This is a genomic window from Enterococcus cecorum (genome assembly GCF_052119425.1).
GTDB lineage: Bacteria > Bacillota > Bacilli > Lactobacillales > Enterococcaceae > Enterococcus_E > Enterococcus_E cecorum_C.
Genome location: NZ_JBQKFH010000018.1, coordinates 30,694 through 45,710, shown reverse-complemented (window position 1 = coordinate 45,710; position 15,017 = coordinate 30,694). Strand labels below are relative to the sequence as shown.

Annotated in this window: 13 protein-coding genes; all 13 read right to left on the bottom strand. The window is 36.5% G+C overall.

Translation table 11 applies throughout. The features are described 5' to 3' along the window. Window positions 1-556: 556 nt before the first annotated feature. Window positions 557-3,163: a bifunctional acetaldehyde-CoA/alcohol dehydrogenase gene (gene adhE / locus ACTQZM_RS06195; protein ID WP_441653218.1), complete on the bottom strand. Its 2,607-nt coding sequence runs from the start codon at window positions 3,161-3,163 to the stop codon at window positions 557-559. Window positions 3,164-3,586: 423 nt separating this feature from the next. Further along, entirely contained in the window at window positions 3,587-3,907 is a 321-nt protein-coding gene (gene yajC / locus ACTQZM_RS06190) for a preprotein translocase subunit YajC (protein ID WP_205247457.1), read from the bottom strand. A 49-nt stretch (window positions 3,908-3,956) separates the two neighbouring features. Next, window positions 3,957-5,102 (bottom strand): tRNA guanosine(34) transglycosylase Tgt, encoded by a 1,146-nt coding sequence (gene tgt, locus ACTQZM_RS06185; protein WP_047242414.1) that lies wholly within the window; start codon window positions 5,100-5,102, stop codon window positions 3,957-3,959. 152 nt (window positions 5,103-5,254) lie between these two features. After that, complete coding sequence (locus ACTQZM_RS06180; RefSeq protein WP_441653217.1) at window positions 5,255-6,076, bottom strand: hypothetical protein; 822 nt, start codon at window positions 6,074-6,076, stop codon at window positions 5,255-5,257. 71 nt (window positions 6,077-6,147) lie between these two features. Next, entirely contained in the window at window positions 6,148-6,879 is a 732-nt protein-coding gene (locus ACTQZM_RS06175; RefSeq protein ID WP_441653216.1) for a GntR family transcriptional regulator, read from the bottom strand. Window positions 6,880-7,023: 144 nt separating this feature from the next. Continuing rightward, a complete protein-coding gene (gene lacD, locus ACTQZM_RS06170; protein ID WP_441653215.1) occupies window positions 7,024-7,995 on the bottom strand; it encodes a tagatose-bisphosphate aldolase in 972 nt (323 codons plus the stop codon). A gap of 33 nt (window positions 7,996-8,028) precedes the next feature. Then, window positions 8,029-9,186, bottom strand: coding sequence for an SIS domain-containing protein (locus tag ACTQZM_RS06165; RefSeq protein WP_441653214.1), 1,158 nt, complete (start codon window positions 9,184-9,186; stop codon window positions 8,029-8,031). 94 nt (window positions 9,187-9,280) lie between these two features. Continuing rightward, window positions 9,281-9,685, bottom strand: coding sequence for a PTS sugar transporter subunit IIA (locus ACTQZM_RS06160; RefSeq protein ID WP_441653220.1), 405 nt, complete (start codon window positions 9,683-9,685; stop codon window positions 9,281-9,283). Beyond that, window positions 9,682-10,500 carry a PTS system mannose/fructose/sorbose family transporter subunit IID gene (locus ACTQZM_RS06155; protein ID WP_113785234.1) on the bottom strand — a complete coding sequence of 273 codons (819 nt, stop codon included), beginning with the start codon at window positions 10,498-10,500 and terminating at the stop codon, window positions 9,682-9,684. Before ACTQZM_RS06155 ends, ACTQZM_RS06160 begins: the two co-directional genes overlap by 4 nt. Next, complete coding sequence (locus tag ACTQZM_RS06150) at window positions 10,487-11,377, bottom strand: PTS mannose/fructose/sorbose/N-acetylgalactosamine transporter subunit IIC (protein ID WP_113785235.1); 891 nt, start codon at window positions 11,375-11,377, stop codon at window positions 10,487-10,489. Before ACTQZM_RS06150 ends, ACTQZM_RS06155 begins: the two co-directional genes overlap by 14 nt. A 27-nt stretch (window positions 11,378-11,404) precedes the next feature. Next, window positions 11,405-11,890 (bottom strand): PTS system mannose/fructose/N-acetylgalactosamine-transporter subunit IIB, encoded by a 486-nt coding sequence (locus tag ACTQZM_RS06145; protein ID WP_016251431.1) that lies wholly within the window; start codon window positions 11,888-11,890, stop codon window positions 11,405-11,407. Window positions 11,891-11,908: 18 nt separating this feature from the next. Beyond that, entirely contained in the window at window positions 11,909-13,678 is a 1,770-nt protein-coding gene (locus ACTQZM_RS06140; RefSeq protein WP_441653213.1) for a glycoside hydrolase family 35 protein, read from the bottom strand. A gap of 279 nt (window positions 13,679-13,957) precedes the next feature. Continuing rightward, complete coding sequence (locus tag ACTQZM_RS06135; protein WP_441653219.1) at window positions 13,958-14,962, bottom strand: LacI family DNA-binding transcriptional regulator; 1,005 nt, start codon at window positions 14,960-14,962, stop codon at window positions 13,958-13,960. Between the last annotated feature and the right edge of the window lie 55 nt (window positions 14,963-15,017).

The following is a 15,017-nucleotide window of genomic DNA, read 5'->3' as shown; positions in this document are numbered from 1 at the left end:
TTCGTCCTGAGCCAGGATCAAACTCTCATAAAAAGTATTGATAAGTCATAAATGACTTTAAGCTCAAAATTGATTTTGCTAGCTATTGCTTGCATGTATTTTTCTTTAGTTCGTAATAAACTAAAGACCCTACACATTGGTTGTTTGCATTTATTTGTTCAGTTTTCAAAGGTCTACTTTGTCGTTTAGCAACAACTCTTAAATCATACTCAACTCTCAACAAATTGTCAAGAACTTTTTTAAATATTTTTTAAGTTGTCACTCGTTCAATCAGCGACTTTTATATCATAACAAACGTTCAATTCATTGTCAAGCTTAAATTTCAAAAACTTTAAAACTCATCGAAAGTTTATTTTATTTAGCCGTTTGATTTCAGCAACTTTGTTAGAATATCACGAATTAAAATCAAGGTCAAGTATTTTTCTCGAAAATTTTCAAAATTCTTTTCGCACATTTTCAGGGTGCATTTTACCTTCAATCAAAACCTTCATATATATTCAAAAAACCTTCCCACTAGTATAGTAGGAAGGCTCAGATTTATCATCTATTCATTTACTTATTTTTCTTCATAAACATTTAAGATGATTTGTTTCAATTCAGAAATCAATGGTTCTTTAGGGTTAGCAGTTGTACATTGGTCTTCGTAAGCTAATTCAGCCATACGATCAACTGTTGCATCTAATACTTCTTGAGTAACCCCTTGTGCTTTCAAGTTCATCTTGATACCTACACGGCAACCTAAATCATATACGGCAGTTGCTAATGCTTCAACTAATTCTTCTGTTGTTTCACCTGGTAAACCTAAGAATTTCGCAATATCAGCATAGTCAGTATCTGCACGGAAGTAATCATATTTAGGGAACATCGCATGTTTTTGAGGATCTTTGGCATTGTAACGGATGATTTCAGGCAATAGAATCGCATTTGTACGTCCGTGCGGAATACCGTATTCTCCACCAATTTTATGTGCGATTGAGTGAGAAATACCTAAGAATGCATTTGCAAACGCCATACCAGCCATAGTAGAAGCATTATGCATTTTTTCGCGTGATTCTAAGTCAGGATTTTTCACAGATCTTTCTAGGTAATCAAAGACAATCTTAATTGCTTGTAAACTTAATCCACGAGTATAGTCAGATGCCATAACAGAAACATATGCTTCGATCGCGTGAGTTAATACGTCCATACCAGTATCTGCTGTAACTGATGCAGGAACAGTCATGACAAATTGTGGGTCAACAATTGCAATATGTGGTGTTAATGCATAGTCAGCCAATGGGTATTTAACGTGTGTATCACTATCAGTAATAACGGCAAATGGTGTTACTTCAGAACCAGTACCTGATGTTGTTGGGATACATACAAATTTCACTTTTTCAGCCACTGGAATCTTGTAAGTACGTTTACGGATATCTAAGAATTTTTGTTTAGCGCCAAAGAATGAAGTATCTGGATGTTCAAAGAATAACCACATTGCTTTAGCCGCATCCATTGCAGAACCACCACCAAGCGCGATAATTGTATCAGGTTGGAAGTCTACAATCATTTCTAATCCTTTGTAAACAGTGTTTGTTGAAGGGTTTGGTTCAACATCTGAGAATACTTCTACTTTTACATCGTTACGACGACGGTTTAACACACCACGAACAATATCCGCATATCCGAATTGGACCATACCAGGATCACAGATTAACATTACACGTTCAACGTTAGGCATTTTTTCTAGATATAATAGAGCATTCTTTTCAAAGTAGATTTTTGGTGGTAATTTGAACCATTGCATGTTATTTCTCCGTTTCGCTATAGTTTTTACGTTAATCAAGTTAACGGCTGATACGTTTCTAGATACAGAGTTCTTACCGTATGAACCACAACCTAGAGTAAGTGAAGGAATCATTTCATTGTAGATATCCCCGATACCACCGACTGCAGATGGGTTATTCACTAAGATACGGCAAGCTTTCATGCGTAAACCAAATTTCACTTGTAAATCTTCGTCTTCTGTATGGATCACAGCTGTATGTCCTAAACCACCTAAGTTCAACATTCCTTCACATAGTTCAAAACCATGTTCAGTGCTGTTGGCTTTAATCATTGCTAAAACTGGTGATAATTTTTCACGTGATAGTGGATAATCAGGACCTACACCGTCTAATTCAACAATTAACATTTTGGTATCGATTGGCACTTCAATACCAGCCCATGCAGCAATTTCGCGAGCATGATGACCAACAATTTTTGGATTAACTGCTGTTTTTGCTTCGTTCATCACCACAGCTTCTAATTTTGCCACTTCATTTGGTTTCACAAAGTAAACATTGTGAGCGGCAAATTCTGCTTTCACTTCATCGTAAACTTCTTTATCAACAATAACTGCTTGTTCAGAAGCACAAATCATACCATTATCAAATGTTTTAGATAAAATTAAGTCATTAACAGCACGTTTGATTTTAGCTGTTTTTTCAATGTATGAAGGTACGTTACCAGGACCTACACCTAAAGCAGGTTTACCAGTTGAGTAGGCTGATTTAACCATGCCGGCACCACCTGTTGCTAATACAGTGGCAACTCCTGGGTGATTCATTAATGTTTGTGTTGCTTCAATTGATGGGTGTTCAATCCATTGAATGCAATCTTCAGGTGCCCCAGCTTCGATAGCTGCATCACGAACAATACGTGCTGCTTCAGCTGAACATTTTTGAGCACTTGGGTGGAATGCAAAGATAATTGGGTTTCTAGTCTTCAAAGCAATTAATGATTTGAAGATTGTTGTTGAAGTTGGGTTAGTTGTTGGTGTTACCCCACAAATAACGCCGACTGGTTCAGCAACTTCAATTAAACCTTTTTGTTTATCTTCGTTAATGACACCAACTGTTTTATCATGTTTAATATTGTTCCAGATATATTCAGAAGCATACATATTTTTGATTGCTTTATCTTCATATACCCCGCGTCCTGTTTCTTCAATTGCCATTTTTGCTAATAGCATGTGTTTATCTAATGCAGCAATGGCACCTTGGTGTACAATGTAATCTACTTTTTCTTGATCAAAGTCACTCATTTTTTCTAGCGCTACATTTGCCTTAGCTGCTAGTTCATCAATGACTGCTTGTACATCATTTGTTTTTACTTCTTCTACTACTGTTTCATTTTTCTTAGCCATATGGTTCCTCCTGCGCCTTCGCATAATTTTTTTGTTAACCATTTCACACGTTTAATATACAACAGCAGAGAAGATTTGTAAATAGATTTCTGTGATTTTTTTCACGGTTTTTATAAATATATCAAACTAAAGTTATTCGACATCGTTATAACGTTGATTTATAAGTATATTTAAACGAAATAAAATATCATTATATCTAATTGAGAAATATTATCACTTTTATTTTTCTTTTTCTGTCTGTGTTTGAACAACTTATTTACAATTGAAAAACTTTTCACATTTTCAGGTAATTTTCAAAAAGAAATTACATCAATTACAACACACGCTCGTAGCTGAGCGAGCTGCTTCACGACCTTAATATAAAAAGGCTGAAAAATTCTTTTATTGAATCTTTCAGCCTTTTCTACAGCACTATTAAGCAAATTATTCTTTTTCTTCTGTTTCTTCTACCGTTTCAGTAGTTGTTTCTTCAGTTTGAACAGCAGCTGGTGCAGTCACAGTACGGATCGCATTACGATCAAACTCTAAGATTACACCTTCACAGTCGATGTCCACAGTGTTTGCTGATTCATTAATCGCAGAAATCACACCATGTAAGCCACCGATAGTTACTACTTTGCTACCTGGTTTCATATTGTTTAGTAATTCTTCTCTTTGTTGTTGTTGTTTCTTTTGTGAACGAGACATGAAAAACATCATACCACCAAAAAGAATCAACATAGGTAAAATTGATAGTAAATTCAAATTTTGACATTTCCTTTCTTTTCACTGATACAAATTCATTCTACCATATCTAGAAATTTTTTGCATTAGCTTTATTAAATCCATATTCTTCAAAGAAATATTCTCTGAACTCTAATAAGTTATCATTCATAATCGCTTCTCGAACTTGTTTCATTAAGTTCAATAAAAAGTATAGATTATGATAAGAAGTTAAGCGTAACCCAAACGTTTCATCACATTTAATCAAGTGACGGACATAAGCACGGGTATAGTTGCGACAAGTATAGCAATCGCATTTTTCATCAATTGGGCGGAAATCTTCTGCATACTGCGCATTTTTTACCACTAAACGTCCCTTAGAAGTCATACAAGTACCATTACGGGCAATTCTAGTTGGTAACACACAGTCAAACATATCCACTCCACGAATCACGCCATCAATTAAAGAATCTGGCGCACCAACTCCCATGAGATAGCGAGGTTTATTTTCAGGAACTAATGGGGTTGTAAATTCTAACACACGATTCATTTCCTCTTTACTTTCCCCAACAGATAAACCACCAATGGAATATCCTGGAAAATCAAGACTGACCAAATCACGAGCACTTTGACGACGTAAATCTTCAAAACCAGCCCCTTGAATAATCCCAAATAAACCTTGACGATCAGGATTCTTATGCGCTTTTAAGCCACGTTCTGCCCATCTCGAAGTACGTTCGATGGATTTTTTCACATAATCATAGCTTTCATTAAAAGGCGGACACTCATCAAAACTCATCATGATATCTGAGCCTAATTTATTTTGGATATTGATCGCTTTTTCTGGGGATAAGAAAAGCGGTGAACCATTTAAATGATTTTTAAAATGGACGCCCTCTTCTTCAATATTACGCATATCAGCTAATGAGAATACTTGGAAACCGCCTGAATCCGTTAAAATCGGTTGGTCCCAATTCATGAACTTATGCAATCCACCGGCTTTTTCGACTAAATCTTCTCCGGGACGTAACCAAAGATGATACGTATTACTCAAAATGACACCGGCACCCATTTCTTTCAATTCTTCTGGTGACATGGTTTTCACTGTAGCTAAAGTTCCCACTGGCATAAACATCGGGGTTGGGAAAGTACCATGAGGCGTAATCAATTCACCTAAACGGGCCCCTGTATGTTTTTCTTTTTTAATCAAACGATATTTAATCGCTGGTTCTGACATCAAACATTTTCCTTTCTTTCTACTAATCATTCTGTATTACCCTATTCCAAATCGTCTTAATAGGTAAAAAAACTTGCAAAACACCTTTAAGACCGATTGCAAAGTTAATGATATCGGTTCTCACAATGTTTTGCAAGTAATATTAAGTAACTTTAACCTTCCCAGCCAAAACACTCTAACTGAATTAAAGTCGGAAATGGGGATTCGTCTTCGTGTTTAATCAAATCCTTTAACACTACTTTTTGCGTCACGTGTTCGGTCAAATCAAACGCTTGAATTCCTGATGATTTCTCCAATGGCAAGATTTCGGAGCCATCATCAAAAACCAAAGTCGCTTGCGTCCAATAAGAATCATGCGGAAAATCAGCACGCAAGACTAAATGGCAGCGATTAATCTTCACTTTTCGACCAAAGTCAATCGTTAATGCAGCATCGGCTTGTTGGTTAATGCCCCATGATTGGAATGGATACTTACCGTGTCCTAGACTTGCATAGCCGCCATCAATCGTATTTTTTGCAAAAAAGACAGACTCTCCTCGTGTTTCAACATTGGCACTAGCATGTGGATAAGCACCAGATACTTGCTCTTGGTCATGCGGATTATACGCAAGGTTTTTATACTGACTTATTTCAAAATCATAGGCTTTACGTACATATACACTATGATTTTTAGCCATAAACAAATATTCCGGTGAAGCCAAACGTTTTTCTTCAGCAAAGAGAATTGGAAAACGCCAAGTACTTGATGGGATATACATAAAAGTAGGTGGTAAAGTTTCATCCATCTTAACAATAAAATAGTTTCCTACATTTTCTAGCTCAACTTCAAAATAATCCCCTTCTTGAAAAGCATGCTCCTTCCAAGCTAAAACCGCCATATCCTCTGAAGTTGTCGTCAATCGTATCAAACGTTCGCCCTTATAATAGTATTCTACAATTTCATCTTGGCTATTTTTCAAATGAATTTTAATCACTGTTATTCCCCATTTCTTGGTATATTTATTAAAAAAAGGTATCTTGGCAAACCACCAAGATACACTTCACTTTAATTTCTGATATGTCTGACTTGATAGTGAAATTGATCAGCTCTAGCAACACTTAGCGTATATTCGATAACTTCATTATCAATATTATAAGTTGTTCGTACCAAATTCAAAACAGCAGATCCTTCTTCGATTTCAAGATAACCCATATCTTTATTACGCACAATACTGGCATAAAACTCCTCATCAGCAATCCGAATAATCTGATGATAATCTTGAGAAAACAAATCATATAGCGGTTTGGTTTCCAATAAAGATTGCGATAGATTCCAAAATTTTTTGACAGGAAGATAAGTCCGTTCCAACATCATCGGCTCATTATCAGCTAGGCGCAATCGTTTCATCTTATATAAAGGCTCACCCAATGAAACTTGCAATTTGTTGGCAAAATATTTATTGGCTTCTATCGTTTCAAATTCTAAGATGACCGTTTTAGGCGTCTTACCTAATGCTTTGGTCTGTTCTGTGAAACTATAGGCGCTCGTGATATTTTTAGCAGATTTAGACAAATCCGAAACATAAGTACCCTTACCATGACGTCTATAGATATATCCCATTTTTTCTAATTCTTGCAATGCTAGACGTACTGTAGTTCGACTTAAACCATACCGATTGGATAATTCACGTTCGGACTCTAATTTTGTATTTGGTTCTAACTCTGTTTCAATCTTTTCCTTCAATAAATCAACCAATTGATCATACAACGGCTGCTTGCTATTAAACATCGCCACCATCGCAATGGCTCCTTTCTCATCTATACAACAGTAGTATAACAAATTGCAAGAAAAAGTATAAGCCTATCTTAATAAAAAGCTATTTTTCCTTTAAAAACTATATAAAGAGAATGTAAATGAAAACTAACTTTCAACTACAATAAGTTACAATTTCACCGGTGTCGCAGTTACCTTTAATACTTCATTTAATTCTTCAATATTTTTGCGTCCTTGCGTTTGTAACCAGTCTCTTACTTGTGCTTCGTCTCCCGTAACAAAAGGTTTCACACCCTCTGCCCAAGTCGCACGTCCGCATAACACCCCATTAAAAGTCGAACCTGCTTCATGAGCAAAACGTAAAGTATCTTGGAATAAGCTAGCTGATACACCAGCACTTAAGAAGATAAATGGTAAGTTGGTTGCTTCACTTTGTTCTTTAAAGTACTTCGCAGCCTCTTCTTTCGTATAAACGACTTCACCTTCAGCAAAGCCCTCCACATATTTCATATTGACTGGAACTTCCACTTTCAATACATCCACTTGATAACGTGGTTTTGAAAATTCCTTCATCATTTCAATTACTTTATGTGGTTTCACTTTCGCAAATTCTTTAGAGCCATTATCCGCATTGTTCGCATCATAAGAAAGCAATTCTAAATAAAATGGCATTTCTTCTGCGGCACATTCACTACCAATTCTTTCCACGAAGGCATGTTTTTGTTCATTAATTTCTTTATCTTCATCTACATCATAGTAAAGCAAGAATTTTACAGCATCGGCGCCTTGTTCTTTGATACGTTTCGCTGACCAAACAGATAATAAATCTGGTAAACGTCCAGGAACTGTTGCATCATACCCGGTTTTTTCATAAGCAATCAGTAATCCGCTATTTTCAGCACGTACTTTACTTGCTGGTAAACCATATTCTGGATCGAGCAAAATAGAGGAGGCATAAGGCGTCAATTCTTCACTGACTAACTCTTTAAAGCGTTCAATATCTCCTGCTTTAGGTTCAAAATCTAGGGCTTTCATCATTTTCTTCAAAGCCCCTCTTTGGTCAATAGCTAAAGCAGCGATAATTCCATCTTCGCTCATTAAATTTTTCATTGCTTTTGTTTTTCCTGCTGTTAAAGTCATTTTCTTTTCATTCCTCTTTTCAAAACTAATGTCTTACGCTTGATATTCATGAATGGTTACACCTTTTACCACCCGATTAACGGTACCTGTTGGCGAAGGTGTGTCTGGTAAGTTGCCAATCTTGACAGAAGTAAGTAAGGCAATCGTTTGTGCAAAAACAATATATGGTAACACTAAATAGCCACTTGGTAAGACTACTTTTGAATCAAAGACAAATGATTGACCTTCATAATTCAAATCATTTTCTTGGGTCAACGCAGTCACTTGTTTGGCAATTCCATCGCGATAAATTTCATTTAACACATCCACATCGTATTGTCGTGTATAAGAATGATTGTTTACAAACCCGAATACCAACGCTTTTTCATTGATAAACGATTTTGGTCCATGACGAAATCCCATGGAAGAATCAAAGACGGTCGCAATTTTTCCAGCAGTTAATTCAAGCACTTTTAATTGCGCTTCTCTTGTTAAGCCAGCTAAACAACCAGATCCTAAATAAATAATTCTTTCAAATGGTTGATCGACAATAGCTTGTAAAGTCGCTTCATTATCATAAACTTGATTAGCCATCACTTCTGCTTGACGAACATAGTCTTGCTTTTCTTCTAAAGCGGTTTGGTCAAATAATAGTAAAGTCGCTAAATACATACAACTAAAGCTTCCCGTCATCGCAAAACCAGCATCATTAGAACGTTCAGGCATCAAGAAAACATAGCTGTGCGTATCCTTTTGGCATAATTGCGCTAATTGTCCTTCTTTCGCACACGTAATCGCCAAATGATAGCAATCTTTGACTAATTGATTGGCAAGATTGACCGCTGCAATACTTTCAGGACTATTCCCACTTCTAGCAAAAGAAACCAACAGCGTAGGTTCATCAGGAAATAGATAATCTAATGGACTAGCCATAATATCAGTTGTCGCATAACTATGGAAGATAAAGCGATTCGTATCGGCTTTTTGATTTAAATAAGGCACTAAGGTATCTCCCACATATTGTGAAGTCCCCGCACCAGTGAAAATCACCCGCACACGACCATTGATTTGACTAACAAATTCTTTTATTTCTTTTTCTTGAGCTGTAAAACTGGTTAATAACTCTTCCCACAATTCAGGCTCTTGATGAATTTCACGAGTCGTAATTTCAGCTCCTAATTTTTCTAATTCTTCCTTTGATAATTGGAACATAATAATCCTCCCACTCTTTAAAAATAAGAATCGCAGTTTAGAAAAAGGATGACTTGAATGCACAACTTTCTAAACTGCGACCTTTTAAAATCCTTTATTCATCCTCATCGTCTGAATCTTGTAAGATGATTTCATTAATATGATGAATATTATCTTTACCATATCCAACTAAATCTACTTCTTGATCGAGTAGCACGCCGTTTAAAAAGCCAATCACCATCGGCATGTTCATTCCGGCATAACATTGGATATCTTGTCCTTCTAGAATCATTTTCGATATGACATTTGCTGGTGTTCCCCCGAGTAAATCAGCTAAAACAACATAGTCATCAAGATCTTTAACCGTTTTTTCGAATTTTTCACGAAACTCAGCTTGTCCTTCTTCTGGTAAGAAACAAACCGTATGGATACAATCTTGTGGCCCCATAATCATTTCTGTTGATTTTTTCAATTCCTCAGCAAATTTGCCATGACTAATTAATACTAATTGCTTCATTATTTCATACCAAATAAGAAGTAACCTGCAGCAGAGCAACCTAATGCAAGCAAGATAATAATTAAGATTGCTTTGGTTGAAGTCATGCCTTTACGTCCTAAAATCCAGAAGATAAATCCTGTGAAGACTGCTGGCACTAGACGAGGGAAAATCATATTAATTAAATCTTGAATATCAATAACTTTATCACCGATTGCAGGTTTCCATGAAATATCAAAGTTAATCATTGTTGCGATTAAAGCTCCGACCATGAATACCCCCATAACAGAAGCGGCATCCACTAAAGCTGATAATTTATCACGCATAGTGGTTACTAATTTAACCCCTTCTTTATACGCGAATTCTAATTGTTTCCAACGGAAGACGTTAATGGCAACCGTCACAGCTACCCATAATAAGACACCCCATGGTTGCCCTTGGATGGCTAAAGTCGCAGCGATTGAACCCATAATAGCTGGGACTAATGATCCAAAAATAGAGTCCCCGATTGGTGCGAATGGTCCCATCAACCCAGTCTTAATACCGTTGACCGCGTCTTTAGATTCTACACCGTCTGTTTCTTCTAACGCTAAATCAATACCAGTGATGATTGTATGGAAGAAGTTAGAAGTATTAAAGAATTGTGTATGCAATTTCATCATTTCTTTTAATTCTGGTGTACCATCGCCATACATTTTTCTTAATTGTGGCAAAATGATATATAGATAACTTGAACCTTGCATACGTTCATAGTTCCAACCTAATTGGAAAGTGAATAAACTACGCTTGTTAATTTGCGTAAAATCTTCTTTGGTTAATTTATAGTTAGATTTCGTCATCTTCAATTTCCCCACTTTCTGATTGATTTGAAGCAGTTGGTGCAACTGGCGCATTATTCTTACGTTGTGTTTCATTGTAACGTAATACAGCTAAGAATAAACCAATGACAGCAATACCAATCATAGGTAATGTCTTAAATGCACCACCGTTGAAGTCTTTCACTACACCTGCTACAGCGCCACCTAAAGTTTGGATATTACTAAAGATGACTGTTAGCATAGCGGTTAAACCAAAACCTAAAGCTAAGTAGTGTAAGTTACGTTTAATTGGTAAGTAGTGAAGTAAGATAGCAAACCCTAGACCAGGTAACATTCTAGCAGCTAAAGTTAAACCATCTGCTAACCATTTCACATCATTGACAAAGTTAACCAATGTTTCTACTAAACCACTACCGAAAGCTAATGCAAGGAAGACTGGTAAGGCACGAGATAATGCCCAAGGAACCGCGCCTAGCAAGTAATTCCGTTCAATTCCTTTATAGTCAAATCTTTCAACTGCAGCATCGATTCTATGTGCAAAGAATGTAGTTGAGAAACGTCCTAAGATATCTGTATAAACAAGTAAAGCAGCAACTGGTACGGCAATGGTTGAGATTGCGATTTCAGGATCAATTCCTTGTGCTACTGAAAAGGCTGTAGCTAAAACTGCCCCAGAAGTCGCATCGATTCTTGACGCACCCCCAAAAGTACCAACACCTAAAACTACGAGTTGCAAGCCCCCACCGATGATTAAACCAGTTTTCATATCGCCCATAATTAAACCAGAAATAAGTCCTGCGAATACTGGAGAACCTGCTGATGACACAATCGTCAACTCATCACAGATTTGATAAGCTGAGTACAACGTTAATAATAGAATTTGCCACCAATGAATCATAAGAAAACTCCTCCTTTATCATTTTCACTATTTCACTTTGGCTAACAATGGCATGAAGTCTTTTGCTGTATCTCCAGGAACCATTTGTGCATATAAATGAACTCCTTTAGCATCAAGCGCTTCAAATGCCTCAATATCTTTGTCCACGACATTAATACTACGAGTCACTTGTCTGGTTTCTGGCGTTTGTGACATATTGCCGACATTTAATTCTTTCAATGGCACGCCATATTCCACAAGTCTTAAGAAGCGGTCTGGATATCGTGCAACAATCAATAATCGTTGAGAATCATATTTGCCCGCAAGAATATTATTTGCTGCCTTTTCCACTGGCAAGATACTTAATTTAACTCCAGCTGGACATGCAAGTTTCAAACCACTTTTTTCAATGTCATTTTGAGCAACTTCATCATCAATTACCATAATTCGACTAATATTTAATTTTGTTGTCCATAAATTTGCTACTTGACCATGAATCAATCGTCCATCAATTCGTGTACCAATAATTGCCATTACTATCGCCTCTCTTAATTAATAATCAATAATTGCTGTATTAGAAAAAACCAATTGCTCTTTGTATTTCCCTTCTGTCTCAAATAAGACAATTTCGTTTGCTCCCTCCTTTAGCCATTTTTGCGTCACATACAAAGATCGAAGTGGTCCTTTTTCCCAAAATCTACCAAGGTTATGCCCATTAACAAAAGCTACTCCTTTACCAAAGCCACGCAAATCCAAGAATGTATCTTGCAGATGATCAACGTGGAAAGTATAGCGATAAAAGCTAGGTAACCCTTCTTTAAAAGAACCTTGGAAATCTACTTTAGAAATATCTTCTAAAGGTAGCGGATACATTTTCCAATGACCTACAAAATGTAAATCCACCATTACACCTCGACCAATCCCTTTACTCTGGGTTGGTGCAGTGAGTTTATATCCATAATTTACGCGTCCCATATTTTCAACCAATATGCCAAGTGTGACTTTTTCACTTGGATAGGCAACCATAATATCTTCGCCTATTTCTTCTTGATATTGCGTCGCCACTAATTCTTGGTTGATAAATAATTGCATACGGTCACGCGCATCAATCACGCGAATCTTTTCTTCATCCTGTTTATCGCGTAAAAGTTCGGTTTGATAATATATATATCCTGTATTTTGTCCCAAGCTTTCCATATTACTTGGATAAAAACTTTGGTGCACTTGACTCAGCGTATCTAATGTCGCTGTCAAATTCACACATTCCTTTAGCTGAGCTGCTGGATAACTTCCCATTTGCTTGACTAGCGGTTGTGCATAAAAGTTATCTGGAAATTCAGCTTGCATCGCCTTTTGAAGCAAGTGATATTTCGCTGTCGGATTACCTGCTTCATCTAAAATCGCATCATAATCATAAGACGTCACTTGCGGTAAATCTCTTTGACCACGCGCTGAACAACCATTCATAAAGCCATAGTTGGTTCCGCCATGAAACATATATAAGTTGATGCTGCCTTGTTTAATAACTTCCATTACCGACTCAACCAATTCTTGTGGATCACGCTTGATAATGGAATCTCCCCAACGATTAAACCAACCATCCCAAAATTCCATACACATCAACGGCCACTTTTTATGATGTAAGTCAAAGAAGGCTTGCATCATCTGAAAATTTTCTGTTCCTTTTGAGCCAAAATTTCCAGTAACCAATATATCCTCTTCTATCAAACTACCTGCTCTTAAGGTTGCTTGCCAGGGACCATCGGAGGTAAAATAAGGACTCGTAATCCCAAATTCATCCATCATCATCTTCAATGCTTTCAAATAGGCCTTATCTTCCCCATAAGAACCATATTCATTTTCGATTTGAAACATTAAGATATTTCCGCCATGATTCAGTTGATGTCGGGCTAATTTAGGAATAAATTCTTTATAGTAATTACGAACCAGTCTTAAATAACCAACATCTGAACTTCTCACACGCACATTTGCTTGTAGTAACCACGCAGGCAAGCCCCCAAATTCCCACTCTGCGCAAATAAACGGCGAAGGACGAACAATGGCATATAAGCCTAATTCCTGAGCCAAATTTAAGAAACGTTCAATGTCTAGCTGACCTTCCCAACAAAACTTGCCTGGCTGTGCTTCATGCAAATTCCATGGGATATAAGTTTCCACCGTATTAAATCCTAAAGCTTTCAAATTATATAAGGAGTGGTACCAATCATCGGGATGTACCCGGAAATAATGAATGGCGCCAGATAGAATCTTAAACGGTTGACCATCTAAATAAAATTGATCGGCTATCTTAAATTCCCTCACTGTAAACCCTCCTAACTGGTAGTAACCACAATACAAATATAAGCGTTTTCTAGTGTTTTTGCAAGGGTTTATCGGCGATTTTTTGAAAATACTGGTATTATTTTTCACTATGGAACCCATCCCAACATTATTTAATACAGTCTCAATTTTCGTCTATAGTTGAATTATATAACTTCATAGATTGTGATTATCCCGTAAAAGTTTTTAAAAAATTATTCTAAAAAAACACAAAAAAATAGAGCAATTTTTGCTTGATTCACACAAAAATTGCTCTGATACTTAATAAGTGGATTCTTTCCAATGAATTTCGCAATCTAGTATCCGTTGATTGGTGGTATTATCCGTCCCTTCTATTTGATCAATCAACATATTCATCGCTTCTTGACCTTCACGATAAGCTGGCTGCACAATAGTCGTCACAGTTGGTGAAGAAAAACCACTCCACTCGATATTGTCAAAACCAATCAAACCTACTTGAGGCATCTTTAGTTTTAATTCTTTCATCGCCGAAAACACAATTGGTAAAGCCCAACAATTCGGTACAAATACTAAGACTTTCGTTAAATCATTGGTATGCTTTAATAAAAATGCTTTTATTTTCTCAATATCCGGATCATTATCCTCAATAATTAACTGCTCATAAGTCACCTTTAAATCCTCTACAGAATTAACAAAACCTTGTGAACGTTCAATACGCGTACTTAAGCGGTTAGGGTCAGCCGTAATCATCAAAAATTTTTGATATCCCTTTTCATGATAGCAGGCTTGCATCGTATCATACACGGCATCATAATTATTAGTCTTGACCCAACTATTGCGATATTCATACAACTGACTATCAAAAAAGACTAATTTCTTACCATTTTCTTCCATGATATTCGTATATTTTCTAAAATGACTAGTCGGCTGAATGATAAAGCCATCTACATCTAGCCGCATCATACTATCAATATACTTGGACTCATCATCTTGTGAATAATTGCTATTGCCCATAATCATTTGATAGCCACGTTTTTGAGCCACACTCTCTGCACCTTTCACCAATAAATTAGAGAATGTATTGGTAATATCTCCAATTAATACACCAATTAATTTCGTCTGTTTATCATTTAAACTGCGCGCCAAAATGCTAGGGACATAGTTAGTTTCACGAATCACTTTCTCAATTTTTCTGCGCGTATCCAAACTCATCCGATCATATTTTTGATTCAGGTAAAAGGAGACAGTGGTTTTTGAAGTATTGGCAAGCTTGGCAATGTCATTTATGGTTACTTTTTTCATCAGATCATCCCCTCCCTAACAATCTTTCTAGATATATTTTACAAAGAAACCGTTATCA